Source organism: Kitasatospora sp. NPDC098652 (genome assembly GCF_044760155.1).
Lineage (GTDB): Bacteria > Actinomycetota > Actinomycetes > Streptomycetales > Streptomycetaceae > Kitasatospora.
This window is the reverse complement of sequence record NZ_JBIWAQ010000006.1, coordinates 247,371-271,523: the sequence shown is the minus strand read 5'-3', so window position 1 is coordinate 271,523 and position 24,153 is coordinate 247,371. Positions and strand designations below refer to the sequence as shown.

The 24,153-nt window shown below is 74.2% G+C and carries 23 protein-coding genes and 1 pseudogene; 13 read left to right on the top strand and 11 right to left on the bottom strand.

Going from position 1 to position 24,153, the window contains the following annotated elements; genetic code table 11:
* Nucleotides 1-73 precede the first annotated feature (73 nt).
* On the bottom strand, nucleotides 74-715 hold the full coding sequence (locus tag ACIQWA_RS16700; protein WP_402483007.1) for a class I SAM-dependent methyltransferase: 642 nt from the start codon (nucleotides 713-715) through the stop codon (nucleotides 74-76).
* Between the two features lie 212 nt (nucleotides 716-927).
* Complete coding sequence (def, locus tag ACIQWA_RS16695; protein ID WP_402483004.1) at nucleotides 928-1,506, bottom strand: peptide deformylase; 579 nt, start codon at nucleotides 1,504-1,506, stop codon at nucleotides 928-930.
* Nucleotides 1,507-1,635: 129 nt separating this feature from the next.
* Here def and ACIQWA_RS16690 point away from each other — a divergent pair, with 129 nt between their 5' ends.
* Nucleotides 1,636-2,181, top strand: a complete 546-nt coding sequence (locus ACIQWA_RS16690; protein WP_402483001.1) for a winged helix-turn-helix domain-containing protein — start codon at nucleotides 1,636-1,638, stop codon at nucleotides 2,179-2,181.
* Nucleotides 2,182-2,235: 54 nt separating this feature from the next.
* Entirely contained in the window at nucleotides 2,236-2,772 is a 537-nt protein-coding gene (locus ACIQWA_RS16685; protein WP_402482998.1) for a hypothetical protein, read from the top strand.
* Nucleotides 2,773-2,779: 7 nt separating this feature from the next.
* Here the strand turns inward: ACIQWA_RS16685 and ACIQWA_RS16680 are convergent, their stop codons facing one another.
* A complete protein-coding gene (locus tag ACIQWA_RS16680; protein WP_402482996.1) occupies nucleotides 2,780-4,774 on the bottom strand; it encodes a serine/threonine protein kinase in 1,995 nt (664 codons plus the stop codon).
* Between the two features lie 379 nt (nucleotides 4,775-5,153).
* Between ACIQWA_RS16680 and ACIQWA_RS16675 the strand changes: the two genes are divergently transcribed.
* Nucleotides 5,154-6,887 carry an LPXTG cell wall anchor domain-containing protein gene (locus ACIQWA_RS16675; RefSeq protein WP_402482993.1) on the top strand — a complete coding sequence of 578 codons (1,734 nt, stop codon included), beginning with the start codon at nucleotides 5,154-5,156 and terminating at the stop codon, nucleotides 6,885-6,887.
* 118 nt (nucleotides 6,888-7,005) lie between these two features.
* Here ACIQWA_RS16675 and hemC read toward each other — a convergent pair whose 3' ends face one another.
* From hemC to ACIQWA_RS16660, 3 genes are all read right to left on the bottom strand, one after another.
* Complete coding sequence (hemC, locus tag ACIQWA_RS16670) at nucleotides 7,006-7,941, bottom strand: hydroxymethylbilane synthase (RefSeq protein WP_402482990.1); 936 nt, start codon at nucleotides 7,939-7,941, stop codon at nucleotides 7,006-7,008.
* A gap of 25 nt (nucleotides 7,942-7,966) precedes the next feature.
* Complete coding sequence (locus tag ACIQWA_RS16665; protein ID WP_402482987.1) at nucleotides 7,967-9,223, bottom strand: hypothetical protein; 1,257 nt, start codon at nucleotides 9,221-9,223, stop codon at nucleotides 7,967-7,969.
* Nucleotides 9,224-9,395: 172 nt separating this feature from the next.
* On the bottom strand, nucleotides 9,396-9,929 hold the full coding sequence (locus ACIQWA_RS16660) for an ABC transporter permease (protein ID WP_402482984.1): 534 nt from the start codon (nucleotides 9,927-9,929) through the stop codon (nucleotides 9,396-9,398).
* Nucleotides 9,930-10,358: 429 nt separating this feature from the next.
* Between ACIQWA_RS16660 and ACIQWA_RS16655 the strand changes: the two genes are divergently transcribed.
* The 4 genes from ACIQWA_RS16655 to ACIQWA_RS16640 all read left to right on the top strand — a co-directional run bounded on the left by ACIQWA_RS16655 (nucleotide 10,359) and on the right by ACIQWA_RS16640 (nucleotide 13,963).
* Nucleotides 10,359-11,567 carry a cytochrome P450 gene (locus ACIQWA_RS16655; protein WP_402482981.1) on the top strand — a complete coding sequence of 403 codons (1,209 nt, stop codon included), beginning with the start codon at nucleotides 10,359-10,361 and terminating at the stop codon, nucleotides 11,565-11,567.
* 50 nt (nucleotides 11,568-11,617) lie between these two features.
* Nucleotides 11,618-12,775 (top strand): type III polyketide synthase, encoded by a 1,158-nt coding sequence (locus ACIQWA_RS16650; RefSeq protein ID WP_360237231.1) that lies wholly within the window; start codon nucleotides 11,618-11,620, stop codon nucleotides 12,773-12,775.
* The gene (locus ACIQWA_RS16645) at nucleotides 12,772-13,362 is read left to right on the top strand and encodes an NUDIX hydrolase (RefSeq protein ID WP_360237229.1); all 591 of its coding nucleotides are present in this window, start codon (nucleotides 12,772-12,774) and stop codon (nucleotides 13,360-13,362) included. Before ACIQWA_RS16650 ends, ACIQWA_RS16645 begins: the two co-directional genes overlap by 4 nt.
* A 157-nt stretch (nucleotides 13,363-13,519) precedes the next feature.
* Nucleotides 13,520-13,963 carry an SHOCT domain-containing protein gene (locus tag ACIQWA_RS16640; RefSeq protein WP_402482978.1) on the top strand — a complete coding sequence of 148 codons (444 nt, stop codon included), beginning with the start codon at nucleotides 13,520-13,522 and terminating at the stop codon, nucleotides 13,961-13,963.
* An 88-nt stretch (nucleotides 13,964-14,051) separates the two neighbouring features.
* Here the strand turns inward: ACIQWA_RS16640 and ACIQWA_RS16635 are convergent, their stop codons facing one another.
* Nucleotides 14,052-16,559 (bottom strand): Tex family protein, encoded by a 2,508-nt coding sequence (locus ACIQWA_RS16635; protein WP_402482975.1) that lies wholly within the window; start codon nucleotides 16,557-16,559, stop codon nucleotides 14,052-14,054.
* Between the two features lie 225 nt (nucleotides 16,560-16,784).
* On the opposite strand from ACIQWA_RS16635, the gene ACIQWA_RS16630 reads away from it, so the two are divergent.
* Nucleotides 16,785-17,684: an aminoglycoside phosphotransferase family protein gene (locus ACIQWA_RS16630; RefSeq protein ID WP_402482972.1), complete on the top strand. Its 900-nt coding sequence runs from the start codon at nucleotides 16,785-16,787 to the stop codon at nucleotides 17,682-17,684.
* A gap of 7 nt (nucleotides 17,685-17,691) precedes the next feature.
* On the opposite strand, the gene ACIQWA_RS16625 is transcribed toward ACIQWA_RS16630, so the two are convergent.
* Nucleotides 17,692-18,597 (bottom strand): LysR substrate-binding domain-containing protein, encoded by a 906-nt coding sequence (locus ACIQWA_RS16625; RefSeq protein WP_402482969.1) that lies wholly within the window; start codon nucleotides 18,595-18,597, stop codon nucleotides 17,692-17,694.
* Nucleotides 18,598-18,669: 72 nt separating this feature from the next.
* On the opposite strand from ACIQWA_RS16625, the gene ACIQWA_RS16620 reads away from it, so the two are divergent.
* From ACIQWA_RS16620 to ACIQWA_RS16605, 4 genes are all read left to right on the top strand, one after another.
* Nucleotides 18,670-19,068, top strand: a complete 399-nt coding sequence (locus tag ACIQWA_RS16620) for a RidA family protein (RefSeq protein WP_402482967.1) — start codon at nucleotides 18,670-18,672, stop codon at nucleotides 19,066-19,068.
* Between the two features lie 85 nt (nucleotides 19,069-19,153).
* A complete protein-coding gene (locus ACIQWA_RS16615; protein WP_402482964.1) occupies nucleotides 19,154-19,447 on the top strand; it encodes a hypothetical protein in 294 nt (97 codons plus the stop codon).
* Between the two features lie 71 nt (nucleotides 19,448-19,518).
* A complete protein-coding gene (locus ACIQWA_RS16610) occupies nucleotides 19,519-20,151 on the top strand; it encodes a TetR/AcrR family transcriptional regulator (RefSeq protein ID WP_402482962.1) in 633 nt (210 codons plus the stop codon).
* Nucleotides 20,152-20,173: 22 nt separating this feature from the next.
* A complete protein-coding gene (locus tag ACIQWA_RS16605) occupies nucleotides 20,174-20,908 on the top strand; it encodes a tyrosine-protein phosphatase (RefSeq protein ID WP_402482960.1) in 735 nt (244 codons plus the stop codon).
* A 36-nt stretch (nucleotides 20,909-20,944) separates the two neighbouring features.
* Here ACIQWA_RS16605 and ACIQWA_RS16600 read toward each other — a convergent pair whose 3' ends face one another.
* Entirely contained in the window at nucleotides 20,945-21,910 is a 966-nt protein-coding gene (locus tag ACIQWA_RS16600; RefSeq protein WP_402482957.1) for a pentapeptide repeat-containing protein, read from the bottom strand.
* A gap of 138 nt (nucleotides 21,911-22,048) precedes the next feature.
* On the opposite strand from ACIQWA_RS16600, the gene ACIQWA_RS16595 reads away from it, so the two are divergent.
* Nucleotides 22,049-22,717 carry a GNAT family N-acetyltransferase gene (locus tag ACIQWA_RS16595; RefSeq protein ID WP_402482954.1) on the top strand — a complete coding sequence of 223 codons (669 nt, stop codon included), beginning with the start codon at nucleotides 22,049-22,051 and terminating at the stop codon, nucleotides 22,715-22,717.
* 15 nt (nucleotides 22,718-22,732) lie between these two features.
* Here the strand turns inward: ACIQWA_RS16595 and ACIQWA_RS16590 are convergent, their stop codons facing one another.
* Together ACIQWA_RS16590 and ACIQWA_RS16585 are read right to left on the bottom strand one after the other, a co-directional pair.
* Nucleotides 22,733-23,518 (bottom strand): SGNH/GDSL hydrolase family protein, encoded by a 786-nt coding sequence (locus tag ACIQWA_RS16590; RefSeq protein ID WP_402482952.1) that lies wholly within the window; start codon nucleotides 23,516-23,518, stop codon nucleotides 22,733-22,735.
* Nucleotides 23,519-23,745: 227 nt separating this feature from the next.
* Nucleotides 23,746-24,153 (bottom strand): annotated as a pseudogene (locus ACIQWA_RS16585) (winged helix-turn-helix transcriptional regulator); the annotation flags it as partial.

The window sequence follows — 24,153 nt, the reverse complement described above, 5'->3', positions numbered from 1 at the left end:
CGTCCACCCTCGCCGCCGCCACCCCTCCCCCGCCTCGACCGCGCGGCCGAACCCCCTCCCCCGGCAGAGCGAGCTACGTGTGCGCCAGCAGGCTGACGTACCCCCGGTCCGGGCGCTCCGGCCGGGCCTGTTCCAGCCGGGTGGTGACGGTGAACCCGGCCCCCGCCAGCAGCGCGACCAGGCGCTCGGCCGGGACGAGGTGGGAGGCCCAGGACACCGGGTGCCCGTACGCCGAACTCGGCCGGGACTCCTCGTCTCCGGTGTGCCCGCCCAGCAGCAGGTGCCCGCCGGGGGCGAGCACCCGGTGGAACTCCGCGAACAGCGCGGGCAGTTCGGCCTCCGGGGTGTGGTGGACGGAGTACCAGGCGAGGATGCCGCCGAGACTGCCGTCGGCGGCGTCCAGGGCGGCCATCGAGCCGACGGCGAAGCGCAGCCGGGGGTACGCGCGGCGGGCGAGGGCGATCATCCGGCCCGACACGTCGACGCCGTGGGCGGAGAGCCCCAGCCGGTGCAGGTACGCCGTCACCCGCCCCGGCCCGCAGCCGAGGTCGGCGACCTCGGCGCCGCCCGACTCCCGGACCAGCTCCGCGAAGGCGGCGAGCATCGCGCGGGAGAGCGGGTCCATGCCCTCGGGCAGGACGACACGGCGGAGGTAGGCGGCGGCCACGGTGTCGTAGGACTCGCGGACGGCGGTGAGGTGTGCGGGCTCGGTCACCGCGCCACACTAGGGCCCGTCTTCAAACTCCCGTCGTTCGCCCGGAGGGCGGGCGGGGCGGCGTTGGGGTGCGTGCATCGCAAGGCGGAGGAGGGAGTCCATGCGGTGGGGGCACCTCCCGGCCGAAGGCTGGGGGCCATCGGCGACCGACGACAACGCGGCGAGGTGCGTGCCCCGGCGTCGGCCCGCAGGCGGGAGTTTGAAGACGGGCCCTAGGCCTTCGCGGCCCGGGCGGCGCGCTCGGCGAAGACCTTCTCCCGGCGGTCGGCGGTCTGCTTCATCATCCGCTTGCGGTCGCGGGCGGAGAGCCGGTCGAGGTAGAGGCCGCCGTTGAGGTGGTCGGTCTCGCGCTGGAGGCAGCGGGCGAAGTAGCCGGCGCCCTCGATCACCACGGGCTCGCCGCGCTGGTCGACGCCGTGCACCACCGCGTGGGCGGGGCGGACGAGTCGGGTGTTGGCGCCGGGCACGGACAGGCAGCCCTCGACGTCCTCGATCAGTCGGCGGCCGGGCTCCTGCGCCTCGACCACCGGGTTGAGCACGTGTCCGACGTGCCGGACGCCGTCCTCGTCGGTGCAGTCGTAGACGAACAGCCGCAGGTCCACGTCCACCTGGTTGGCGGCGAGGCCGCAGCCGTCGGCGAGGTACATGGTGGCGAACATGTCGTCGATCAGCCGGGCCAGTCGCTCGGTGCCGAAGTCCTGCTCGGTCGCCGTGCGGCAGGTGCGGCGGAGGATCTCCTCCCCCACCTCGGTGATCCTCAGGGCGGTCGGACGCTCGCGCAGCTCGGACACGGGTGCTCCCCTTCGATGGACTTGCCGTCCGACGTGATGCCGGACGAGATGCCGGACGTGCGGTCGGACCAGCTGTCGGACTTTCTGTCGGACTTGCTGTCAGCTTTGCAAAGTAGCAGACTTTGCAAAGTGACCGAAGACCTCGTCAGATCCGGGACCCTCCCCGAACACGCGGTGCGCACCGCCCTGTTGGCGCTCCTCGCCGAACACGGCACCCTCACCTCCACCGAGGCCGCCGCCCACCTGGGGCAGAGCTCCGGGCTCTGCTCCTTCCACCTGCGCCAGCTCGCCCGCCACGGGCTGATCGAGGAGGCACCCGCCCTCGACGGCCGAGCCCGCCCCTGGCGGCTCCCCCGGGCCGAGCCGGGGCAGAGCCCGGAGCCGAGCGAGGAACAGAGCCCGGACGAGTTCGGCGAACTCGCCCGCGGCCTGGAGGACGAGAGCCACCGGCGCTGGCTGGCCCGGCGCTCCGAGGCGCCCGCCGAGTGGCAGCAGGACGAGGCGTTCAGCACCGTCGTCCACCTCACCCCGGCCGAACTGGCCGCCGTCGGCGCGGAGGTGCGCCGGATCCTCGCCCGCTACCGCGGCCGCGAGGCCGACCCGGCCGCCCGCCCCGCCGGGGCCCGCCCGGTCGCCGCCGTCACCCGGCTGTTCCCGCTGCTGGAAGGGGACTGAGGCCGACCCGCCGACGCCAGAACCGGACGGGCGTTCGGCGCGTCCGTTTGAGGCGTGATCAGTGCGGTGCTCGGCGGGATGCCGATGTTCTGGCCCGGGCTGCTGCTCTCGCTGGTACCGGCGGCGCTGCTGAACCGGCCGGTGGGGCGGTTGCTGCGGGCCCATTGGGTGGTGGGCTTCCTGCTGCTGCTCGGGCTCGGCGGAGTCGTGGTGGCGACGCTGCTGCCGGAGGCGTTCCGGCTGTCCGCGGACGCCGTCCGGCACTGCACCGTCCAGGGGGCGCGGCCGCGTTCGCCGTACGAGCTGCTGCACGTGCGGCACATCGAGCTCAAGCTGGCGACCTACGCCCCGGTCGGCTTCGCCGCCGCCCTGGCCGGGACGAGGCGGCGGGCGGTGGTGGCGCTGCTGGGTGCGGCGGTGCTGCCGTTCGCGGTGTCGGCGGTGCAGTACGCGGTGCCGTCGATCGGGCGGGCCTGCGACGTGCAGGACGTCTGGGACGGGGTGCAGGGGATCGTCCTGGGGGCGGCGGTGGGGCTGGCGCTGGGACCGGTGCTCCGGCGGGTGGCCCGGGCCCGGGCGGCGACGGACTGAGCGGCCGTCACTGCACGACCAGGTACCGCTGCTCGCTCCCGCCGCTGACGCAGCCCCCGCCGGTGAACGGCCCGCCCGCGCAGTCCCCGGGGCCCGAGGTGTAGACCGTCCAGATGTACACGCCGGGCAGCTTCGGCGTGTACGTGGTGCTCAGCGCGGTCTGCCAGGGCAGGTGGTCCCATGCGGTGGCGCCCGGCGTCAGGATGTTCACCGTGGAGGTGGTGCCGGCGCTCGCCCAGCTGAACTCGACCGGCTTCCCCACCGGAACCACCTGCTGGTCCTTCGGGAAGACCGGGATCGGGGCCGAGGGCGCGGCCTTGACCGGGTTGGTCGCCTGGCTCCGGTCCGGCTGCACGTTGAGGTAGCGGGTGGCGCTCCAGCCGCTGCCGATGCTGCCGTTGGAGGCGTTCGCGCCGACCACGGCCCACTGGTAGACGCCCGCCTCGGTGGGCTTGAAGGTGCAGTCGGCGGAGGTGAGCCAGCCGGAGGCCTGCCAGGGCTGGGTGCCGCGCCGGGTGAAGACCTTGGTCACCGCGCCGGCCTTGTCCCAGCTGAGCACCAGCGAGCGGCCCAGCGTCAGGGTGTCCCGGTCGGCCGGGGTGAGCAGGCCGGAGGCGTGCGGGGTGCCGTTCGGCACGGCCGCGGGCGGGCCCTGGTTGGCGCTCGCGTCGCCGCCCGTGCCACCCGTGGCGCCTGCTCCGCCCGCTCCGCCCGTGCCGCCGGACCCGCCGGTCACGCAGTCCGGCGGGCCGCCGCCGTCCTCGGCGACCACGAAGCCGCCGTTGTCCAGTCCGGTGCCGCTGCCGCCGTCGTGCCGCAGGTAGACCGGCACCAGCACGGCGGCCGCGACCACCGCCAACGCGCTCGGCAGCAGCACCCAGAGCCGCCGCACGCGCCGCCGCCGGGCCGCCGCCTCTGAGGGCTCGGTCCGCGCCCAGCCGCCGGCGCCGTACGGGTCCGCGCCCAGCAGGGTCGGCACCCTGGTCGAGGGCACCCGGCCGGGCAGCCCGCCCGGCGCCCCGGGCCCCTCAAACCCGGGCCCCTCAAACCCGGGCCCCTCGTACCCGGGCGCAGCGGAACCGGGCGCACCGGACTCGGGCGCACCGGACCCGGGCGCACCGGACCCGGGCGCCAGCAGCGGCGCCTCCGGGACGGCGGACCGCACCCGCAGCGCCTCCGGCAGCCATGACCCGGTCGGCCCCTGGTACCCGGGCGGCCCGAGCCGCTCCACCAACTCGGCGGGGGTGGGCCGGTCCTCCGGGCGGCGGGCCAGGCAGGCGGCGACCAGCGGGCGCAGCGCCTCGGGCACCTGGCCGAGGTCGGGCTCGGTGTGCATGATCCGGTAGAGCAGCACCTGCGGGTTGCCGCCGTGCCCGTACGGGGCGCTGCCGGCGGCGTGGCAGAGCACCCGGCCGAGGCTGAACAGGTCGCAGGCGGGGGTGAGCGGCTCGCCGGCGATCTGTTCCGGCGCCATGTAGCCGGGGGTGCCGATGACGGTCTGGGTGCGGGTGATCGAGGCGCCGTCGAGGGCGCGGGCGATGCCGAAGTCGATGACCCGCGGCCCGTCGTCGCCGAGCAGCACGTTGGAGGGCTTGAGGTCGCGGTGGACGAGTCCGACCGCGTGGATCGCCGCCAGGGCCTCGGCCAGTCCGGCGCCGAGCACCCGTAGGACGGGTTCGGGCAGCGGGCCGTGGGTGGCGACGGCCGCCTCCAGGGACGGGCCGGGGATGTAGGCGGTGACCAGCCAGGGCGGGTCGCCGTCCGGGTCGGCGTCGACCACCTGGGCGGTGTGGAAGCCGCCGACCCGCCGGGCGGCCTCCGTCTCCTGGGTGAAGCGGAGCCGGAAGCGGGGATCGGTGGCGAGGTCCCAGTGCACGCACTTGACCGCGACCAGGCGTCCGCCGGGCGAGCGCCCCAGGTAGACGACCCCCATCCCGCCGCTGCCGAGCCGGGCCAGCAGCCGGTAGCGGCCGCCGACCGTCGTCGGGTCGGTGGGTCTCAACGCCTCCACGTCCACCCCCGGCGTGCGCGTTCCACGTTCTGCGGGGCCGGTGGTGCCTGAGTAAACCTCAGCTGCCTGACCCCGCAAGCAGAATAATCTCAGCTGCACGCCCCTGGGGCCAGTTCGGGAAGGCAAAGAACTACCGGCCCCAGTGACCGGGTAACGGCCGGATGACGGGATTTCCAAGGGCGGCAAAAATCTTCACCGGGACAGAGTGTGCTTTTCGGACATTCCTTACCCGATCAACCACATCTGAGAAGGCGTCACCCCTACGGGAATTGCGGACCGCTCCACCGGTCGAGTAGTTCTTCCCGTCGGCATGCCCGTCCTGGCAGATCCGTCCCGGCATGCCCGTAACGACCCCAGGGGGACCTTCCACATGCGCAACTCGCGCAGACGCGCGCTCTACGCGCCCTTCACCATCGCCGCCGTCGTCCTCGGGGCGACCGCCGTCCCGGCGCACGCGGACGACCTGAAGCTCACCTTCGCCGGAGTCTCGAACTCCACCGTCCAGATCCCGACCAAGCCTGCGCAGCCGAGTCGGGGCAGCGAGAACCTGCACATCGAGATCGGCCGGATCGGCTCCGGTACCGCGCACGACGTGAAGGTCGTGTTCGACACCACCGACCTGGCCGGCGTCGCGGACCTGACCGTTCCCGGCTGCGCGACCGCGGGCAAGACCATCACGTGCGACCAGCACGAACTGAACTTCGACCGGATCAACATCCTCGCCAACCCGTGGCTCAGTGCCGTACCGGGGGCGACCCCGGGCAGCCACGGAGTGCTGCACCTGAAGCTGACGGCGTCCAACGCGCAGAGCGCCGGCCAGGACGTCCGGGTCGACGTCGGCGGGCCGGACTTCAAGGCCAAGCCGCTCGCCGACCAGAACCACGTCAAGCCCGGCACCGTGCTGACGCCGTCGGTGGAGTTCGCCAACGTCGGTGACCTGCCGGCCGGCAAGGTCGTGGTGACCGTCGACGCCATCTCCGGCATCGACCTCAAGCAGCGCCCGTCGAACTGCGAGTTCGCGTCCGCACCGGACGGCAGCTCGGGCGACAAGGCCTGGCCCGGTGACTCCATCGCGATCTGCACCGTGGACACCACCGTCGCGCCCGGCCAGGTGGTCGCCCTGGACCCGCTGCAGCTCGGCATCACCAACAGCGCCTGGTACACCTTCGCGGACATCACGGTGTCCCCGACCGAGGACGCCCAGTTCTCCGAGATCTCGGACTGGCGCAAGCGCCTGACCTTCCAGCGCGGCACCGGCCCGGCCCTGACCGCCAAGCCGGCCAACGACCCCGAGCTGCTCAGCACCCCCCGCACCAGCTACGACAACCACGTCGAGCAGAACGTGCAGGCCACGAACACCGCCGACTTCTCCGCGCTCGGCGCCTGGAAGCCCAACGGCGACAAGCAGGGCACGCTGTCGGTCGGCTTCCGCAACAGCGGCCCGGCCTCGATCTTCTACCGCAGCGGCGACGCGGTCGTGACCGTCCAGGCCGCGATCCCCGCCGGCGTCACCGTGACCAAGGTCCCGGACGGCTGCCGACCCAAGACCTGGGAGAACGGCAAGCAGGTCGCCCACCCGGACAAGTACCTGTGCGAGTCCCCGATCTGGGTGGCGAACGGCCTGGAGAAGGTGTTCCCGTTCGGGCTGTCCATCGACGCCGGCACCCCGCCGACCGTCCAGGTGACGCTCCAGGACCAGGACAGCCTGTACGGCACCGGCGCCACGGTCGCCAAGCTGTCCTTCGAACCGGACCCGTCGCACGAGTCGGTCTCGGTCCAGCTGGGCGCCCAGGCGAGCGGCTCGATCCCCGGCCCGGTTCCGACCACGGAGCCCTCGCAGGGCCCGACGCCGAGCAGCCGCCCGACCTCCGCCCCGCCGATCGCACGGCCGACCGCCACGCCCTCGACGCCGGGCCAGGCCCCGAGCACGACGGCCTCGGCAGCGAGCACCGCCTCCCCCAGCGCCCGCGCGCTGGGTGGCGACCTCGCCCACACCGGTAGCGACGGCACGCTCCTGATCGCGGGCACCGGCGCGGCGGCCATCGCCGTCGGCGGCGCGCTGTTCGTGGTCGCACGCCGCCGCAAGGCCGCGACCCACCGCTGAGACCCGACGAGGGCGGGGACCGAGTACCGGTCCCCGCCCTCGCGGAGCGGATGTCACTGCAGGTCAATGTCACTGCAGGTCGACGTCACTGCAGGTCAACGGCTTGTGTCGGTCGGCCTCAGTGCGGGATCGAGGAGATCAGCTCGTGCGCCCCCTGCCGCTTGAGCGCGAGGGCGACCGAGGTGCCGAGGTCCTCCGGGGTGAGCGCGCCGGCCCACTCGTGGGCGTCCAGCACCCGCTTGCCGTCCGGGGTGAAGACCCGGCCGCGCAGCGAGAGCCGGCCGTCCGCCTCGGCCTTGGCGAAGCCGGAGATCGGGCTGTTGCAGTGGCCCTGCAGCACGTGCAGGAACATCCGCTCGGCCGACGCCTCGCGCCAGGTGTCGTGGTGGCCGAGCCCGGTGACGGCCTCGATGGTCGCCGCGTCGTCCTCGCGGCACTGCAGCACGAGGATGCCGGCGCCGATCGGCGGGCACATCTCCTCGACCGGGAGGACCTCGGTGATCCTGGCCCGCTCGCCGATCCGCTCCAGTCCGGAGACGGCGAGCAGCAGCGCGTCGACGTCCCCGGCGGCCAGCTTGGCGAGCCGGCTGTTGGCGTTGCCGCGGATCGGCACGCACTCCAGGTGCGGGTGGGAGGCGGCGAGCTGGGCGATCCGGCGGACGGAGGAGGTGCCGATCCGGGTGCCGGGCGGCAGTTCGGCCAGGGTCAGACCGCCGGGGTGGACGAGTGCGTCGCGGATGTCGTCGCGGCGCAGGTGGGCGGCGAACACGGTACCGGCGGGCAGCGGGCGGTCGGCGGGCACGTCCTTGAGGCAGTGCACGGCGACGTCGGCCTCCCCGGCGAGCAGCGCGGCGTCCACCTCCTTGGTGAACGCGCCCTTGCCGCCGAGGGCGGCGAGGTCCCCGGTCCAGCGGTCGCCGGAGGTGGTGACCGGCACCACCTCGGTGCGCAACCCCAGGTGCAGTGCGGCGAGTTCGGCGCGGACCCGGTCGACCTGGGCGAGTGCCATGGGCGAGGAGCGGGACACGATGCGGATCAGCTCAGCGGTGGCCATGGCGCGATGATAGGCGCTCCGACGCTCACCCCTCGGCCTGCCTCACGTACTCGGCGTAACGGCGCGGCAGCTCCGCCCGTCGGAGGTCCCGCACCACCGGCCCGACGGCGCCGAGCGCGGCGCCCGCCGCCACCAGCAGACTCGCGCCGCTGAACGCGTACCCGTCGCCCGCGTCGACGGCGGTCAGGGCGAGCGCGGGCAGCACGGCGACCAGTCCGGTGCCGAGCACCTCGGCCACGGCGAGCCGTCGGCGCAGGTAGGAGAGGAACTCGACGGTCGGCCGGCCGGGCCGGATCCCGGGCACGAACCCCCCGGTGCGCAGCAGCGCGTCGGCGCCGGCCAGGGCCGACCGGTCGGCCCGTACGGCCAGCCCGGCGCCGACCGCCGCGAGCACGAACAGCAGCGCGAGGTACGGGAGTCGGGGCAGCGGGAAGGGCGCCAGCAGCAGCGCCGCGGTCACCGCCGGGACGAAGCCGCGGTGGCTGAGCACCAGGGGCAGGTAGCGGGTCTCACCGCCCGACCGGGCCCCGATCAGGCGCCGGGCGTACTGGACCGGGACGCGCCGCTCGCCCTTGCGCCCGGCGATGACCAGCGCGGTGGTCGCCAGCAGGGCGAACAGCGCCGCCGCGAGCACCAGCGCGTAGCCGCCGAGGCCCGACTCCCGCTCCACCGCCCACAGTTGGCCGGGCAGGACGGCGAGCATTTGGACGAGCAGCAGCACCGACACCCCGTCGCCGAGCCCGCGCCGGCTCAGCCACCGGGCGAGCCAGAGCACCGCCATCGCGCCGGCCGCGGCGCAGCCGGTGATCACCGCGACGGCGGGCGCGCCGTGCAGCCGCAGCACGCCGTCCGCCGCGGCCGGGGACGGCAGCAGCCGCCCGGAGTCGGCGACCAGCCCGAGCGCCAGGCCGCCGAGCAGGCCGAGGGCGAGGGTGGTCCGGGTCTCCAGCCGCCGCATCCCGGCGCGGCTGCCGCCCAGGTGCTCGGGGCGCAGCGCGGCGAGCCTGGGGTGCAGCCGGGTGAGGAGCAGCACCAGCGCCCGGGCGAGCAGGACCGGCAGGACGCCGAACGGGAGCAGCGCCAACCGGTACAGCCCGCCGCCGGTCAGCAGGTCGACCAGGCCGCGCAGTTGGTCGCCCGGCAGGGTGCGGTCGGCGACCCGGCCCAGGACCGCCGGGTCGACGCCCGGCAGCGGCAGGCTCTGGCCGAGCCGGAACAGCACAACGACGCTGAGCGTGGTGGCGGCGGCCCGCAGGCCGGTTCCCGTACGGCTGGCGGTCATTGGCCTCAACTCCCCCGGTGTCGACGGGAAGTGGGACGCCGGGACCGGCCGGGCGGTTCCCCGCCCGACCGCCCCGCCACCCGACCGCACGGCCGCACGGCCGCCCGGCCACCCCGCCGCCGGCCGCCCCGCACCCGGTCCCTTCGTCGCGTCCGCCGCGTCCCGGGCGGGCTCACTCGTTGTGCAGCACCTCGGCGATCGGCAGCCGGGCCGCCGAGCGGGCCGGGACGAGCGCGCCGAGGACGGCGATCGCGACGCCCGCGAGGGCGAGGGCGGCCAGCAGCGGGGCGCCCCAGACGTCGATCATCGAGTCCGTGAAGGCGATGATCCGGACATGCTCGATGATCAGCCGGTGCACCAGGATCCCGAGTGGGATGCCGATGATCCCACTGGCCACGCCCTGCCAGGCCACCGAGGTGATCGTCATCGCGACCACCTGCCGGGGCGTCATCCCGATCGACTTCAGCATGCCGAGGTCGCGGCGGCGTTCACGCATGGTGAGCAGCAGGGTGTTGAAGACGCCGAGCGCGGCGACCACGGACAGCAGAACGGTGAAGGTCGTGCTGAAGGTCTTGATCGCGACGACGGGCCCCACCGACCCCTGGGTGCTCACCGAGACCGACAGGCTCGGGTCGGCGTCCGTGGCGGCCTTCTGGTAGGCCGCGGCGTCAGCGCCCTGGGCGAGCTTCACGTCGTACTCGACCACGTGCGGATTGGGGGTGAGCAGGGCCCTGGTGGCGTCGTTGGAGGTGATCGCGTTGGCGTTGCCCTCAAGTTCCTTGCCGACCAGGGTGACCGTGGTCTGTCGGCCGTCCAGGACCAGCGTGATCCGGTCGCCGAGCTTGAGCCCGTGCTGGTCGAGGAAGGCCGGCCCGGCCTGCGCGACCGGGCCCAGGCGGTGGTGCTCGCCTACGAGACCGGACTGGTCGCACCCGGCTCGAACGACTGACCGTCAATCCCCCTCCTCGCCAGGATGATTCGCGTGACAATCAGGCATCTCACTCATTAGGGGGAACGGCTCGAAGGATTCACATTTTTGCCAGTCCATGGGGGAGCATCTGCGTATCCGCGACCGGAGCGACGAACACCGTCCGGGCGGCACCACCCCGCAGGACGAAGACCATTGGACAGGCCCGTGACCACCAGCACCCCCGTGTGGGACTGCCCCTTCCACCACACCGACGGCCTGGAGTTCGACCCCCTCCTCAAGCGGCTGCTCACCGAGGCCCCGATCGCCAGGGTCCGACTGCCGTACGGCGCGGGCGAGGCCTGGCTGGCCACCCGCTACGAGGACGTCAAACTGGTCACCACCGACCGCCGGTTCAGCCGCGCCGCGGGCATCGGGCGCGACCTGCCGCGGATGACGCCCGCCACCATCGCCCAGGCCGAGTCCATCAATCTGATGGACCCGCCCGAGCACAACCGGCTGCGCCGCCTGGTCGCCCAGGGCTTCACCAACCGCCAGGTCGAGCGGATGCGCCCCCGGACGCAGGCCATCGTCGACGGCTTCCTCGACGAGATGGCCGAGCACGGCGCCCCCGCCGACCTCGCGCACTTCCTCTCCGCCCGGCTCCCGCTCCACACCATCTGCGAACTGCTGGAGATCCCCGAACCGGACCGCGACCAACTGCGCGCCCGGGCGGTCGCGATGATGCGGATGGGCCCCGGCAGCCGCGAGGGCCAGGAAGAGGCCAAGGCCGGCCTGCGCGCCTACTTCACCGAGCTCACCGCCGAACGCCGGGCCCACCCCGGCGAGGACCTGATCAGCGCGCTCGCCACCGCCCGCGACGGCGAGGACCTGCTCGACCCGGACGAACTGGCCGTCATGGCGATGGTCCTGCTGGTCACCGGCCACGACACCAGCACCTACCAGCTGAGCAACATCACCTACACCCTGCTCACCCACCCCGAGCAGCTCGCGAAGCTGCGCGCCCGGCCCGAGGAGCTGCCCCGCGCCCTGGAGGAACTGCTGCGCTTCATCCCGTTCCGCCAGGGCCCCGGCATCGCCCGGATCGCCACCGAGGACGTGCAGCTCGGCGGCGTGCTGATCCGGGCCGGCGAGGCCGTGCACGTCTCCTACCTCACCGCCAACCGCGACCCGGCCGTCTACGAGCACCCCGACGAGCTGCGCCTGGACCGCACCGACGGGCCCGTCAACATGGCCTTCGGCCACGGCCAGCACCGCTGCCTCGGCTCGCACCTCGCCCTGATGGAGCTCCAGGTCGCGATCGGCACCCTGCTGCGCCGCTTCCCCCGGCTGCGACTGGCCGTCGACCCGGCCGAACTCGACTGGGAATCCGGCTCGATCTGGCGCTTCCCGCAGACCCTGCCGGTCGCCTGGTAGCCCACTCCCCTTCGCCACACCGTTCCCGCACCGGGGAGACCCACACACCCATGCCCACACTCTGCCGCCCCGCCGTCGCCGTGCCCGAGCACGTCATCACCCTGGACGAGACCCTCGACCTGGCCCGCACCCTGCACGCCGGCCACCCCCAACTCGGCCTGGCCCTGCGACTGATCGAGAACACCGGGGTGCGCACCAGGCACCTGGTCCAGCCGATCGAGCAGACCCTCACCCACCCGGGCTTCACCCAGCGCAACCAGGTGTACGAGCGGGAGGCCAAGCGCCGCGTCCCCGAGGTGGTCGAACGCGCCCTCGCCCACGCCGAGTTGGGCGCCCAGGAGATCGACCTGATCATCTACGTGTCCTGCACCGGCTTCATGATGCCGTCGATGACCGCCTGGCTGATCAACACCATGGGCTTCCGCTCCGACACCCGCCAGGTGCCGATCGCCCAGCTCGGCTGCGCGGCCGGCGGCGCCGCCGTCAACCGCGCCCACGACTTCTGCCGCGCCTACCCGGGCGCCAACGTGCTCATCGTCGCCTGCGAGTTCTGCTCGCTCTGCTACCAGCCGAGCGACCTCGAAGTCGGTTCGCTGCTCTCCAACGGCCTGTTCGGGGACGCCGTCGCCGCCGTGGTGATGCGCGGCCGGGGCGGCCGCGGGGTGCACGTCGAGCGCAACGGCTCGCACCTCGTCCCGCACACCGAGGGCTGGATCTCGTACGGGGTCAAGGACACCGGCTTCCACTTCCAGCTGGACAAACGGGTGCCCGGCACCATGGAGATGCTCGCCCCCGCGCTGCGCACCCTGGCCGGACAGCACGGCTGGGACGTCTCCGGACTCGGCTTCTACGTCGTGCACGCCGGCGGCCCGCGCATCCTGGACGACCTCTGCCACTTCCTCAACCTGGAGCCGTCGACCTTCCGCTACAGCCGGGCCACGCTGACCGAGCGCGGCAACATCGCCAGCGCCGTCGTCTTCGACGCCCTGGCCCGGCTGTTCGCCGACGGCGGGGTCGCCGAGGGCACCACCGGCCTGATCGCCGGGTTCGGGCCGGGCATCACCGCCGAGATCTCCCTGGGCAGTTGGGTCGACACTCCGGTCGAACCGGTGCGCCGCCGGCCGCGCGCCATCTCCACCTCCGACATCGCCCTCGTCCACCAGGGCGCCCCCCGCCGTTTCCCGGCCGGCACTACGATCACGGAATGACCGACACCACGGACCGCACCGACACCGACACGGCCGCCAGAGCCGCCGAACTCGCCGCCCTGTTCCCGGCGTTGCACGCGCCGCAGTACTGGGCCTGGGGCCGCTACGACGCGCAGTTCTCCACCCTGCTGCCGCCGGACGAGCTGGTCACCAACATCCACCTGGTCGGGTTCGCGGACGGTGACGTGGTGCTCTGCCGGGACGACCGGAACCACTGGTTCCTGCCCGGCGGGACCCGGGAGAAGGACGAGTCCGTCGCCGACTGCCTGACGCGGGAGCTGCGCGAGGAGGCCGGCGCCCGGCTGCTCGGCGAGCCGGCCTGGCTCGGCGCGCACCGCTGCCACACCGAGGACCTGGTGCCGTACCGGCCGTGGCAGCCGCACCCGGACAAGGCCTGGCTGTGGGGCTGGGGCGAGGTCGAGCTGGACTCCACGCCGACCAATCCGGCGGACGGCGAGCAGGTGGTCGAGGTCCGGGCCGTCCCGGCCGCCGAGGCGCAGCGGCTGCTGCTCGGCGGGCACGACGCCTGGTGGGGCGAGCTGATCGGGCTGGCGGTCGAGCTGCGACGGCGGGCCGGGCGGGGCTGAGCCCTGAGCCGGCCCCCGCCCGAGCCATGCCCCCGGCCCGAGGCGGCCCCCAGCCCGAGGTCACCCCCGGTCCGGGATATTCCCGTCGGGCCGGAAGACCACCGGAACGGCCGAACAGAAGAGGGAACTGTCCGTTTTGCGGTGATATGACTCGGCCATGGACACCTATTCGTTGGCCTCGTCACTGGCCGTGGACTACCCGGTGCTCAACATCTTCTGGACGATGCTGGAGCTGTTCCTCTGGATCCTCTGGTTCTTCCTGCTGTTCAAGATCATCACGGACATCTTCCGCAGCCACGACCTCAGCGGCTGGGGCAAGGCCGGCTGGCTGATCCTGGTGATCATCCTGCCGCTGATCGGCATCCTCGCCTACCTGATCGCCCGCGGCCAGGGCATGGGAAAGCGGGACGTCGAACAGGCCCAGCAGGCCGACGCGGCGGTCCGGGCCTACATCCGGGACGCGGCGGCCGGAACGCCCGCGGAGGGCGGCAGTGGCGGCCGCAGCCACGTCGAGGACCTGGCGAGACTGTCGGACCTGAAGGAGCGGGGCGCCATCTCCGACGAGGAGTACCAGAAGGCCAAGGACAAGCTCCTGGCGTGAGCGGACGAAGCGGCCGGGGCCGGTGGACGCGTGTCCACCGGCCCCGGCCGTCAGCGCCCCTGCTCAGCGCCCCTGCTCGGCGCCCTGCTCAGCGCCGTCCGGAGCGCCGGTCCTTCGGGACGCCGTCGCCGCCGCCACCGGTCAGACCGGCCCGGCGCAGCGCGTCCGCCATGGCGCTGTTGGCCAGCGGGGCGTTGCCGCCGGAGCCGGAGCCGCCCCCGCGCCGGTCCTGGCCGCCCCGGCCGCCCTGACCGCCCTGACCGCCCTGGCCGGCGCCGCGGTCGCCGCCCCGGTCGCCGCCACGGCGCTCCTGGCGCGGCGGGCGGGCCTGCCGCTCGCCCCGGTCGCCACCGCGGTCACCGCGGTCGCCGCCCCGCTCCCGGCCGACCTCGTCGTCCAGCCGCAGGGTCAGCCCGATCCGCTTGCGCGGCACGTCCACCGTGAGCACCCGGACCTTGACGATGTCGCCCGGCTTGACCACCTCGCGCGGGTCCTTGACGAAGTTCCTGGACAGCGCCGAGACGTGCACCAGCCCGTCCTGGTGGACGCCCACGTCGACGAAGGCGCCGAAGGCGGCCACGTTGGTGACCACGCCCTCCAGCACCATGCCGACCTCCAGGTCGCCGATCTTGTCGACGCCCTCCTTGAACACCGCGGTGCGGAAGGCCGGGCGCGGGTCACGGCCCGGCTTGTCCAGCTCGCCCAGGATGTCGGTGACGGTCGGGACGCCGAAGGTGTCGTCGGCGAAGTCGGCCGGGCGCAGCGCCCGCAGCCGCTCCCCGTTGCCGATCAGCTCGCGCAGCTCGCCCCCGGTGGCGGCGAGGATCCGGCGCACCACCGGGTAGGCCTCGGGGTGCACGCTGGAGGCGTCCAGCGGGTCCTCGCCGCCGGGGATCCGCAGGAAGCCCGCGCACTGCTCGAAGGCCTTGGGGCCCAGCCGGGAGACGTCCTTGAGCTGCTTGCGGGTGCGGAACGGGCCGTTGGCGTCGCGGTGCGCCACGATGTTGTCGGCCAGCGTGGCGGTGATGCCGGAGACCCGGGTGAGCAGCGGCGCCGAGGCGGTGTTGACGTCCACCCCGACGGCGTTGACGCAGTCCTCGACCACGGCGTCCAGCGAGCGCGAGAGCTTCACCTCGCTCAGGTCGTGCTGGTACTGGCCGACGCCGATCGACTTGGGGTCGATCTTGACCAGTTCGGCCAGCGGGTCCTGGAGCCGGCGGGCGATCGACACCGCGCCGCGGATCGACACGTCGAGCTCCGGCAGCTCCTGCGAGGCGAACGCGGAGGCCGAGTAGACGGAGGCGCCGGCCTCGCTGACCATCGCCTTGGTGAGCCCCAGCTCGGGGTGGCGCTTGAGCAGGTCCTCGGCGAGCTTGTCGGTCTCCCGGGAGGCGGTGCCGTTGCCGATCGCCACCAGGTCGACGTCGTGCTTCTTCGCCAGCGCGGCGAGGGTGTTCAGCGCCGCGTCCCACTTGTTGGCGGGCTGGTGCGGGTAGATGGTCTCGTACGCGACCACCTTGCCGGTGGCGTCCACCACGGCGACCTTCACCCCGGTGCGGAAGCCCGGGTCCAGGCCCATGGTGGCGCGGGTGCCGGCCGGGGCGGCGAGCAGCAGGTCCCGCAGGTTGGCGGCGAAGACCCGCACCGCCTCGTCCTCGGCCTCGGCGCGCAGCCGACCCCGCAGGTCGATGCCGAGCCGCACCAGGATCCGGGTGCGCCAGGCCCAACGGACCGTGTCGACCAGCCACTTGTCGGCCGGGCGGCCGCGGTCGGCGATGCCGAAGCGGGCCGCGATGCGCTGCTCGTAGTCGCTCTCGCCGGGCAGGTCGCCCTCGGACTCGCCGTCGTAGGGGGAGAGTTCGAGGTCCAGCACCTCCTCCTTCTCGCCGCGCAGCATCGCCAGGATGCGGTGCGAGGGGAGCTTGGTGAACGGCTCGGAGAAGTCGAAGTAGTCGGCGAACTTGGCGCCGTCGCCCTCCTTGCCGTCCCGGACCCTGGCCACCAGCCGGCCGCGGCCCCACATCCGCTCGCGCAGCGAGCCGACCAGGTCCGCGTCCTCGCCGAAGCGCTCGACCAGGATCGACCTGGCGCCCTCCAGCGCGGCCGCGGCGTCCGCCAGCGACTCGTTCAGGTACTGCGCGGCGAGCGCCGCCGGGTCCTGCGTCGGGTCGGCGAGCAGGGTGTCGGCCAGCGGCTCCAGCCCGGCCTCCCGGGCGATCTGCGCCTTGGTGCGCCGCTTGGGCTTGAACGGCAGGTAGATGTCCTCCAGCCGTGCCTTGGAGTCGGCGGCCAGCACCTGGGCGCGCAGCGCGTCGTCCAGCTTGCCCTGGGAGTCGATCGACTCCAGGACGGCCGCCCGGCGCTCCTCCAACTCGCGCAGGTAGCGCAGCCGCTCCTCCAGCGTGCGCAGCTGGGCGTCGTCCAGCGAGCCGGTGACCTCCTTGCGGTAGCGGGCCACGAACGGCACGGTCGCACCGCCGTCGAGCAACTCGACGGCGGACGTCACCTGCCCCTCGCGAACGCCCAGTTCCTCGGCGATCTTGCGCTCGATCGCCTGCTGGGCCTGCCGGGCCACCTGTTCGACTGGCGTGGTCACGAAGCCGGTCACCTTCTCCTTCAGTGCTTTCGCCGTACCCCCCGCATTCTGGCAGGTGCCGGTGACACCGCACGGCCGCACCCGGGGCGGCGGGCGTGGCGCGCGGGCGGGCGGGGCGGCGCGGGGGCGGGCGGCGCGGGGGCAGGCGGCGCGCGGTCAGGCCGGTGCCCCGGCAGTTCGCCGATCCGCCTGTCGGGCGGCGGTCCGCGCTGTACGCTGCCGGGCATGTGCGCTGCCGCCCGGATGCACCCCGATGAACCGGTCGTCGACGCGGCCCTGGTACGGCGGTTGCTCTCCGCCCAGTTCCCGCAGTGGGTGGGACTTCCGGTCACGCCCGTCGGGCCCGCCGGGGCGGACAACGCCATGTTCCGGCTCGGGCCCGAACTCGCCGTCCGGCTGCCCCGGGTGGAGTGGGCCGCCGGGGACGTCCGGCGCGAGCACCAGTGGCTGCCCCGGCTGGCACCGCAGTTGCCGCTGCCCGTCCCCGCCCCGCTGGCCGTCGGCCGCCCCGCCGCCGGCTACCCCTGGCAGTGGTCGGTGCTGCGCTGGCTCGACGGCGTCAACCCGGCGGTCGGCGTGCTCGCCGCACCCGAGGGCCTCGCGCGCGACCTGGCCGGCTTCGTCAACGCCCTGCGCGAGCTCGACCCGGCCGGCGCCCCGGCCGGCCAGCGCAGCGTGCCGCTCGCCTCCCGGGACGGCGCCACCCGCGCGGCGATCGCCCAACTCACCGGCGCGATCGACACCGCCGCCGCAACCGCCCTGTGGGACAAGGCACTCCGCCTCCCCGAGTACGCCGGACCGCCGGCCTGGATGCACGGCGACCTCACCCCCGGGAACCTGCTGGTCGACGGCTCCGGGCGGCTCACCGCCGTCATCGACTTCGCCCTGATGGGCGTCGGCGACCCCACCGCCGACCTGATGCCCGCCTGGAACCTGCTGCCCGCCGCCGCCAGACCCGGCTTCCGCGCCGCCCTGGGCGCCGACGACGCCATGTGGGCCCGCGGCCGCGCCTGGGCCCTCTCCATAGCCCTGGTGACGATCCCCTACTACCGCCACACCGACCCGGCCCGGACCGCCAACGCCCGTCACGTCGTCCGCGAGGTACTCGCCGACCGCAGCGTCTGAGCAGCGTCTAAGGGTTGCCGTCCGGCCCGACGATCGCCAGCAGTCGGTGCACCAACGGGCTGCCGTCGTCGGCCCGCCAGGCCACCGCGACCCGGGTGCGGGCCGCGCCGGGGTCGATCCGGCGGAAGGCGACGCCGCGCAGCCGGATCCGCCGGATGCCGGCCGGGGCCAGCGAGACCCCGAGGCCCGCCCCCACCAGGGCGCACACCGTCTGCCACTCCACCGCCTGCTGCCCGATCCGCGGGGTGAAACCCGCCTCCGCGCACAGGCCGGTGATCCGGTCGTACAGCTGCGGCCCCTCCTCGCGGGGCAGCAGCACGAACGGCTCCGCCGCCAACTGCCCGAGCCGGACGACCCGTTGGGCGGCGAGCGGATGGTCCGCCGGGAGCACGGCGACGAAGGGCTCGCTGAGCACCGTCCGGAACCGCAGCCCCGGGTCGTCGGCGGGCGGCTCGCGCAGCAGGCCGACGTCGATGCCTTGGTCGCGCAGGGCGGCGAGCTGGGGCGCGCTGGTCATCTCCCGGACGTCCAGCCGCACCCCCGGGTGGCGCTCCCGGAATCCGTGCAGCAGCCCGGGCAGGACGGTCAGGGCGAGCGAGGCGGAGAAGCCGATCCGCAGCCGCCCCGCCTCCCCGTCGCCCACCGCCCGGGCGGCCGCCAGCCCGTCCGCGAGCTCGGCCAGCACCCGGCGCGCGACCGGCAGCAGCTCCTGCCCGGCCGGGGTCAGCGTGACGCCGCCCGGCTCGCGCCGGAACAGCGGGTGGCCGACCTTCTCCTCCAGCCGGCGGATCTGCTGGGACAGCGGCGGCTGGGCGATGCCGAGGCGGGCGGCGGCCCGGCCGAAGTGCAGTTCCCCGGCGAGCACGGTGAAGGCGTGCAGCTGCGGGAGGGGGAGTTCGGGGCGGTGCTCCATAGCTCCAGGGATATCAGATCGGCTCCGTAGCAGTATTGGACGTATCCCCGCAGGCCACCTAGCGTTCGGCGCATGACAGAGCGATCCGAGCGACGCGCCGTGCTGAGCGGCTCCACCTTCGAGGAACAGATCGGCTACGCCCGCGCCGTGGTGGACGGCGACTGGGTGCACGTGTCCGGGACGACGGGGTTCGACTACGCCACGATGACCATCTCCCCGGACGTGGTGGAGCAGGCCGAGCAGTGCCTGCGCAACATCGCGGCCGCCCTGGCCGAGGCCGGCTCCGGCTTCGCGGACGTGGTGCGGGTGCGCTACCTGCTGCCCGAGCGCGCGGACTTCGAGCCCTGCTGGCCAGTGCTGCGGCGCTGCTTCGGCGAGGTCCGACCGGCCGCGACGATGCAGGTGTGCGGCCTGGCCGACCCCCGGATGCGGATCGAGATCGAGGTGACCGCCCGGCGCTCAACCGGGTGAGGGGTCGCTGATCCACCGCCAGCGTTCGCGCTGTCCGCGGCCGTTGCTATGGTTCTCCCCGCCACTACGGGTAGGGGGATCGGACTTGGCACGTAGCACGATCGATGTCAGCGTGAGTCCCCAGGGCCCGGTCGACCCGCAGGCCGCGCTGCGCGAACTCGCGGCCGCCGTCCGGCAGTTGCGCGACCACGTGCCGGCCGAGGACCGCGAGGTGCTGGACGAGTCGCTGGAGGCGATCGGCGACGGCGCCGGCGACGGGGACTCGCCGTCCGCCCTGCGCCGGGCGCTGCGCAACATCTCCGGGGTGGCCTCGCTGGTGCGGGCGGGTGCGCCGGTGGTGGAGTCGGTCCGCCGGCTCCTGGACTCGCTCGACTCCTGACGGTCGGGCCACTATTTTCGTACCGGGTCAGAAAACTGCCCCGGTCAATCCCGGCTGCTAGCCTGGACCGCATGACTGGACTGCGGGAGCGCAAGAAGGAACGGACCCGGCGGGCCATCTCCGAGGCGGCCATCACGCTCTTCCTGGAGCACGGCTTCGACCAGGTCTCGGTGGCCGACGTCGCCGCCGCCGCCGAGGTCTCCAAGCCCACCCTGTTCAGCTACTTCGCCAGCAAGGAGGACCTGGTCGTCCACCGCTTCGCCGACCACCAGGAGCAGGCGGCGGACGTGGTCCGCAACCGGGCCGGGGACGAGACCCTGCTGGACGCCCTGCACCGGGACTTCCTGGACGGCCTCGCCCGGCGCGACCCGGTCACCGGCCTCAACGACCACCCCCAGGTACTGGCCTTCACCGCCCTCGTCCAGGGCACCCCCAGCCTGGCCGCCCGGGTCGGCGCGTACGTCGCCCGCGCCGAGCAGTCCCTCGCCGAGGCGCTGCGCGAGGCCCCCGACCTCGCCCCGCCGCACGAGCTCACCGCCCCGCTGCTCGCCGCCCAGGTCACCGCCACCCAGCGGGTCCTGGCCCTGCACAACTGGCAGCTCCTCCGGGACGGCGGCCGCACCGCCGACGACCTCCACCCCGAGGCCGTCGCCCACGCCGACCGCGCCTTCGAACTGCTCGCCCGGGGCTACACCGACGCCTGACGCCGTGGTTGGATTGCCGCCCATGACGACCCGCCACCTCCACTTCGACGCCCTGCACAACTTCCGTGACCTGGGCGGCTATCCGGCCGCCGACGGACGGACCGTCCGGTGGGGCCTGCTCTACCGCGCCGACTCGCTCGGCAAGCTCTCCACCGCCGCCGACCTCGAACGGCTCCGGGCCCTCGGCGTCCGGACCGTGATCGACCTGCGCTACGACTGGGAGATCGCCGCCAAGGGCCGGGTCCCCGACTTCGACGGCCTGGACTTCCGCAACCACTCGATCGAGCACCGCCCGTACGACCAGGCCGCGATCGACCCGGCGCTCGACCCGTGGCGCTACCTCGCCGACCGCTTCGCCGAGGTCGCCGAGGACGGCGTCAAGGAGATCCGCCAGACCCTGGACGCGATCACCGACGCCGAGGCCCCGGTGGTCTTCCACTGCATGTCCGGCAAGGACCGCACCGGCCTGATCGCCGCCCTGGTGCTCACCCTGCTCGGCGTCTCCGAGGACGACATCGCCGCGGACTTCGCCCTCACCGAGCTCGCCACCCCGCACCTGGTCGCCGACTGGCACGCCGCCCACCCCGGCGAAACCCTCCGCTGGCCCGGCTACGGCCGCGCCCCGGAGACCGTCATCCGCCTCACCCTCGCCGACCTCGCCACCCGCTACGGCTCCGTCGAGGCCTACCTCGCCGGCACCGTCGGCATCGACCGCGCCCGGATCGACGCCCTGCGGTCACGACTGCTCACGCCCTGACCGCTTGTGGCGGTTGCCGAGTGACGGGCTCCACCGCTAGCGGCGGCGCGGCCTGCCGGAGCGGCTGCCGGAGCGGTTGCCGGTGCGGTTGCCGGACTGGGGCCGGGAACCGCCGCGGGGCTTGCGGTCGCCGGTGGCCGGGCCCGTCGGGCCCGCCGGGGCCGTCTCGGGCCAGTGGGTGGGGCGGGTGAGGGTGGCCGGGAGGCGGGTGGTGGCGTCGCCGCGGGCGGCGTTGAGCTGGGCCTGGGTGAGGAAGAGGGCGGTGCTGAGGTCGGCACCGGCGAGGTTGGCGTCGCGGAGGTCGGCGCCGATCAGGTCGGCGAGGCGCAGGTCGGCACCGGCGAGGTCGGCGGCGACCAGGAGGGCGCCGCGCAGGTTGGCGCCCTGGAGGTCGGCGCCGCGCAGGCGGGCGCCGAAGAGGTCGGCGCCCCGGTGTTCGCGGCGGCGGGGAACGGCGGCGCGGACGAGTTCGCCGGCCCGCAGCAGCAGCTCGCTGATCCGCCCGCGGTGGGCCGCGACGTCGACGGCCATGAGTTCCTCGGGGGTGCCGGCGGCGAGGCGGTCGGTCTCCTCCAGGGCCTGCCGCAGCTCGGCGTGGACGGGCCGGGCGGGGGCGAAGGTGAGCGCCTCGGTGAGGTACCAGAGCAGTTCGTGGAGCTGTCGGACGATCGGGAAGACGTCGAACATCGGCTTGGCGGTGGCGGGTTCCTCCCGCCAGCTGACCCCGCCGAAGGTGACCTGGGAGACCCGCTGACCGGCGCCGAAGCAGTCGTAGACGGTGCAGCCCTGGAAGCCGCTGTCGCGGAGCCGGGCGTGGATCCCGCAGGTGAAGTCCGTCTGCAGGTTGCGGCAGGGGGTGCCGACGGCCTTGTCGACCGCGAAGTCGGCGGTGGCCGCGAAGGGCAGGGCGACGCAGCACAGCCCGAAGCAGCTGCCGCAGTCGGAGCGGAGCGGGGTCGGCGCGGCCGCCGTGGGGTCCTGCGGCGACTCGGTCTCGCTCACGTCCGGGGTCCTTCCGAAGCTGCTGGGCACCGGCGGGAGCCGGCGCGTCGAACCCGTCAAGATTACTGGGCAGGCCCCCCTCCCTCCGAGTAAGGTATGCAGGCAAGCAGAGACCATTACATGCGGGGGATCCGAACGATGCCGGAGTCGAACGTGACCGAGCTGGTCCGGATGTGGATCAGCGGCTGGACCGTCTCCCGGGGCGCCGCCGACCCGGTGGAGCGGCCCTGGGGCTGGAGCATCGACGTCGGCGCGCCGGCCGGGGAGGTGGGGCGGTACGTGCTGCCCGAGCCGACCGAGGAGGCCGTCCGCGAGCTCGCCGGGGCGACCACCGCGCCGACCACCTGGCTCAAGCTGTTCGCCGAGGACGGGACGGTACGGCCCTGGCTGGGCCCGCAGTGGCGGCTGGACCGTCCGGGCTTCCTGATGACCGCCGCGCTCACCCCCGAGCGGGCGCAGCCGCCGTCCGGCTACACCCTGACCACCTGGAGCAGGGGCGGTGTGCTGCGCGCCCTGGTGCGCAGCACGGACGGGCACCTCGCCGCCCGCGGCCAGGTGGGCCTGGCCGGCCCGGTGGCCGTACCGGACCAGATCGCCACCGCCCCCGAGCACCGCCGCCGGGGCCTGGGCTCGGTGGTGATGCGGGCCCTGCTGTCCGGCGCGTACGAGGCGGGCGCCCGCACCGGCGTCCTGGTCGGCACGGCGGACGGCCAGGGGCTCTACCGGGCCCTCGGCTGGACCACCCACGCCCCGATGGCGAGCCTGGTCCTGGAGGCGGAGCAGCCCGGCCCCAGCTGGGTGGACTAGCTGGGACGGCCGGGGCTAGGGGAACGGCAGCAGCTCCGGGCGCTTCGGCGGCCGGCCGTCGCCGGAGGAGCGGCCGGTGAGGCGGCGGCCGATCCAGGGGCCGAGGTGGGTGCCCAGCCAGCGGGCGTCGGAGCGCAGCCGCTCGGCGCGGCCGGGCGGGGCGACGGCGGGCAGCGGGGCGCGCCAGTCGAAGGCCGCCGGGCGGCCGAGGGCCTCCAGGACGCCTTCGGCGACCCGGCGGTGGCCCTCGGGCGACAGGTGCAGCCGGTCCTCGGCCCAGAGCCGGCGGTCGTCGAAGCAGGGCGCGGAGAACAGGTCGACGACGGCGTAGCCGTCCTGCCGCCCGAGTTCCTGGACGAAGGCCTTCATCCGCAGGATGGCGGGGAGCAGCCGGGCGCCGCCGGCCATCCTGCGGCTGGGGTCGGTGCTGGTGAACAGGACGACGGTGGCGCCGGTGGCGCGCAGCTCGGCGGCGCAGCGGCCGAGCTGCCGCTCGACCCGGTCGATGTCGCAGCCGGGGCGCAGCACGTCGTTGAAACCGCCGGCCAGCGTGACGAGGTCGGCGCCCATCCCGGCGGCGGCGGGGAGCTGCTCGTCGTGGATCTGGCCGATGAGCTTGCCGCGGACGGCGAGGTTGGCGTACCGGAAGCCGTCGGCCCCGCCCTCGGCGGCGAGCGCGGAGGCGACCCGGTCGGCCCAGCCGCGGTAGTGGCCGTCCGGCTGGAGGTCGTCGCACATGCCCTCGGTGAAGGAGTCCCCGATGGCGACGTAGCTGGTGTAACTGCGGCTGGTGGTGGGCACGGGCTGCCTCCGCTCTCCTGAGATGGCTCCGCGATCCGACGATCGTACGTGTGCACTTGCCAACCAGTGTCACGGGGGCCCGGCCGCTCATTCGGCGTCCACTGTTCGTTTATCGCCCTGCGCCATCCTGGGTCCACGGGGCGGCGGCCGGCGACGGGGGCCTTGCCGCCGCCCCCGCCCCACCCCGTCCGGCGAGGCGCTCAGCCCGCGACGGCCGCTTCCGCCCCGACGCCCCCGACGCCCGCGCCCGCCGCGACGCCCGCGCCCGCGCCCGGAGCCGTGTACCAGTGCTCGCGCACCGCGTCCGTGGGCCGCTGGTCGCCGAGGGCGCCGAGCCCCCACTCCCCCAGGGCCTCGATCACCGGTCGCAGTTCGCGCCCGCGGTCGGTCAGCTCGTACACCGTGGCGTTGGCGGGCCGCTCCAGTCGCCGCCGTTCCGCGAGCCCCTCGCCCTCCAACTGCTTGAGCCGGGCGGCCAGGATGTCGGTGGAGACGCCGGGCAGGTCGGCGTGGAGGTCGGTGTAGCGGCGCGGGCCGCGCAGGAGTTCACGGACGATCAGGAGGCTCCAGCGCTCCCCCACCGCGTCCAGGGCGCGGGCGACGGCGCAGTACTGGTCGTAGCTTCGGCGTGACAT

Excerpts from the sequence above, each read along its gene's own strand:
- ACIQWA_RS16675 (WP_402482993.1), top strand. The coding sequence starts at position 5,154 with ATGCGCAACTCGCGCAGACGCGCGCTCTACGCGCCCTTCACCATCGCC.
- hemC (WP_402482990.1), bottom strand. The coding sequence starts at position 7,941 with ATGGCCACCGCTGAGCTGATCCGCATCGTGTCCCGCTCCTCGCCCATG.
- ACIQWA_RS16665 (WP_402482987.1), bottom strand. The coding sequence starts at position 9,223 with ATGACCGCCAGCCGTACGGGAACCGGCCTGCGGGCCGCCGCCACCACG.
- ACIQWA_RS16650 (WP_360237231.1), top strand. The coding sequence starts at position 11,618 with ATGCCCACACTCTGCCGCCCCGCCGTCGCCGTGCCCGAGCACGTCATC.
- ACIQWA_RS16645 (WP_360237229.1), top strand. The coding sequence starts at position 12,772 with ATGACCGACACCACGGACCGCACCGACACCGACACGGCCGCCAGAGCC.
- ACIQWA_RS16640 (WP_402482978.1), top strand. The coding sequence starts at position 13,520 with ATGGACACCTATTCGTTGGCCTCGTCACTGGCCGTGGACTACCCGGTG.
- ACIQWA_RS16630 (WP_402482972.1), top strand. The coding sequence starts at position 16,785 with ATGTGCGCTGCCGCCCGGATGCACCCCGATGAACCGGTCGTCGACGCG.
- ACIQWA_RS16625 (WP_402482969.1), bottom strand. The coding sequence starts at position 18,597 with ATGGAGCACCGCCCCGAACTCCCCCTCCCGCAGCTGCACGCCTTCACC.
- ACIQWA_RS16620 (WP_402482967.1), top strand. The coding sequence starts at position 18,670 with ATGACAGAGCGATCCGAGCGACGCGCCGTGCTGAGCGGCTCCACCTTC.
- ACIQWA_RS16610 (WP_402482962.1), top strand. The coding sequence starts at position 19,519 with ATGACTGGACTGCGGGAGCGCAAGAAGGAACGGACCCGGCGGGCCATC.
- ACIQWA_RS16605 (WP_402482960.1), top strand. The coding sequence starts at position 20,174 with ATGACGACCCGCCACCTCCACTTCGACGCCCTGCACAACTTCCGTGAC.
- ACIQWA_RS16595 (WP_402482954.1), top strand. The coding sequence starts at position 22,049 with ATGCCGGAGTCGAACGTGACCGAGCTGGTCCGGATGTGGATCAGCGGC.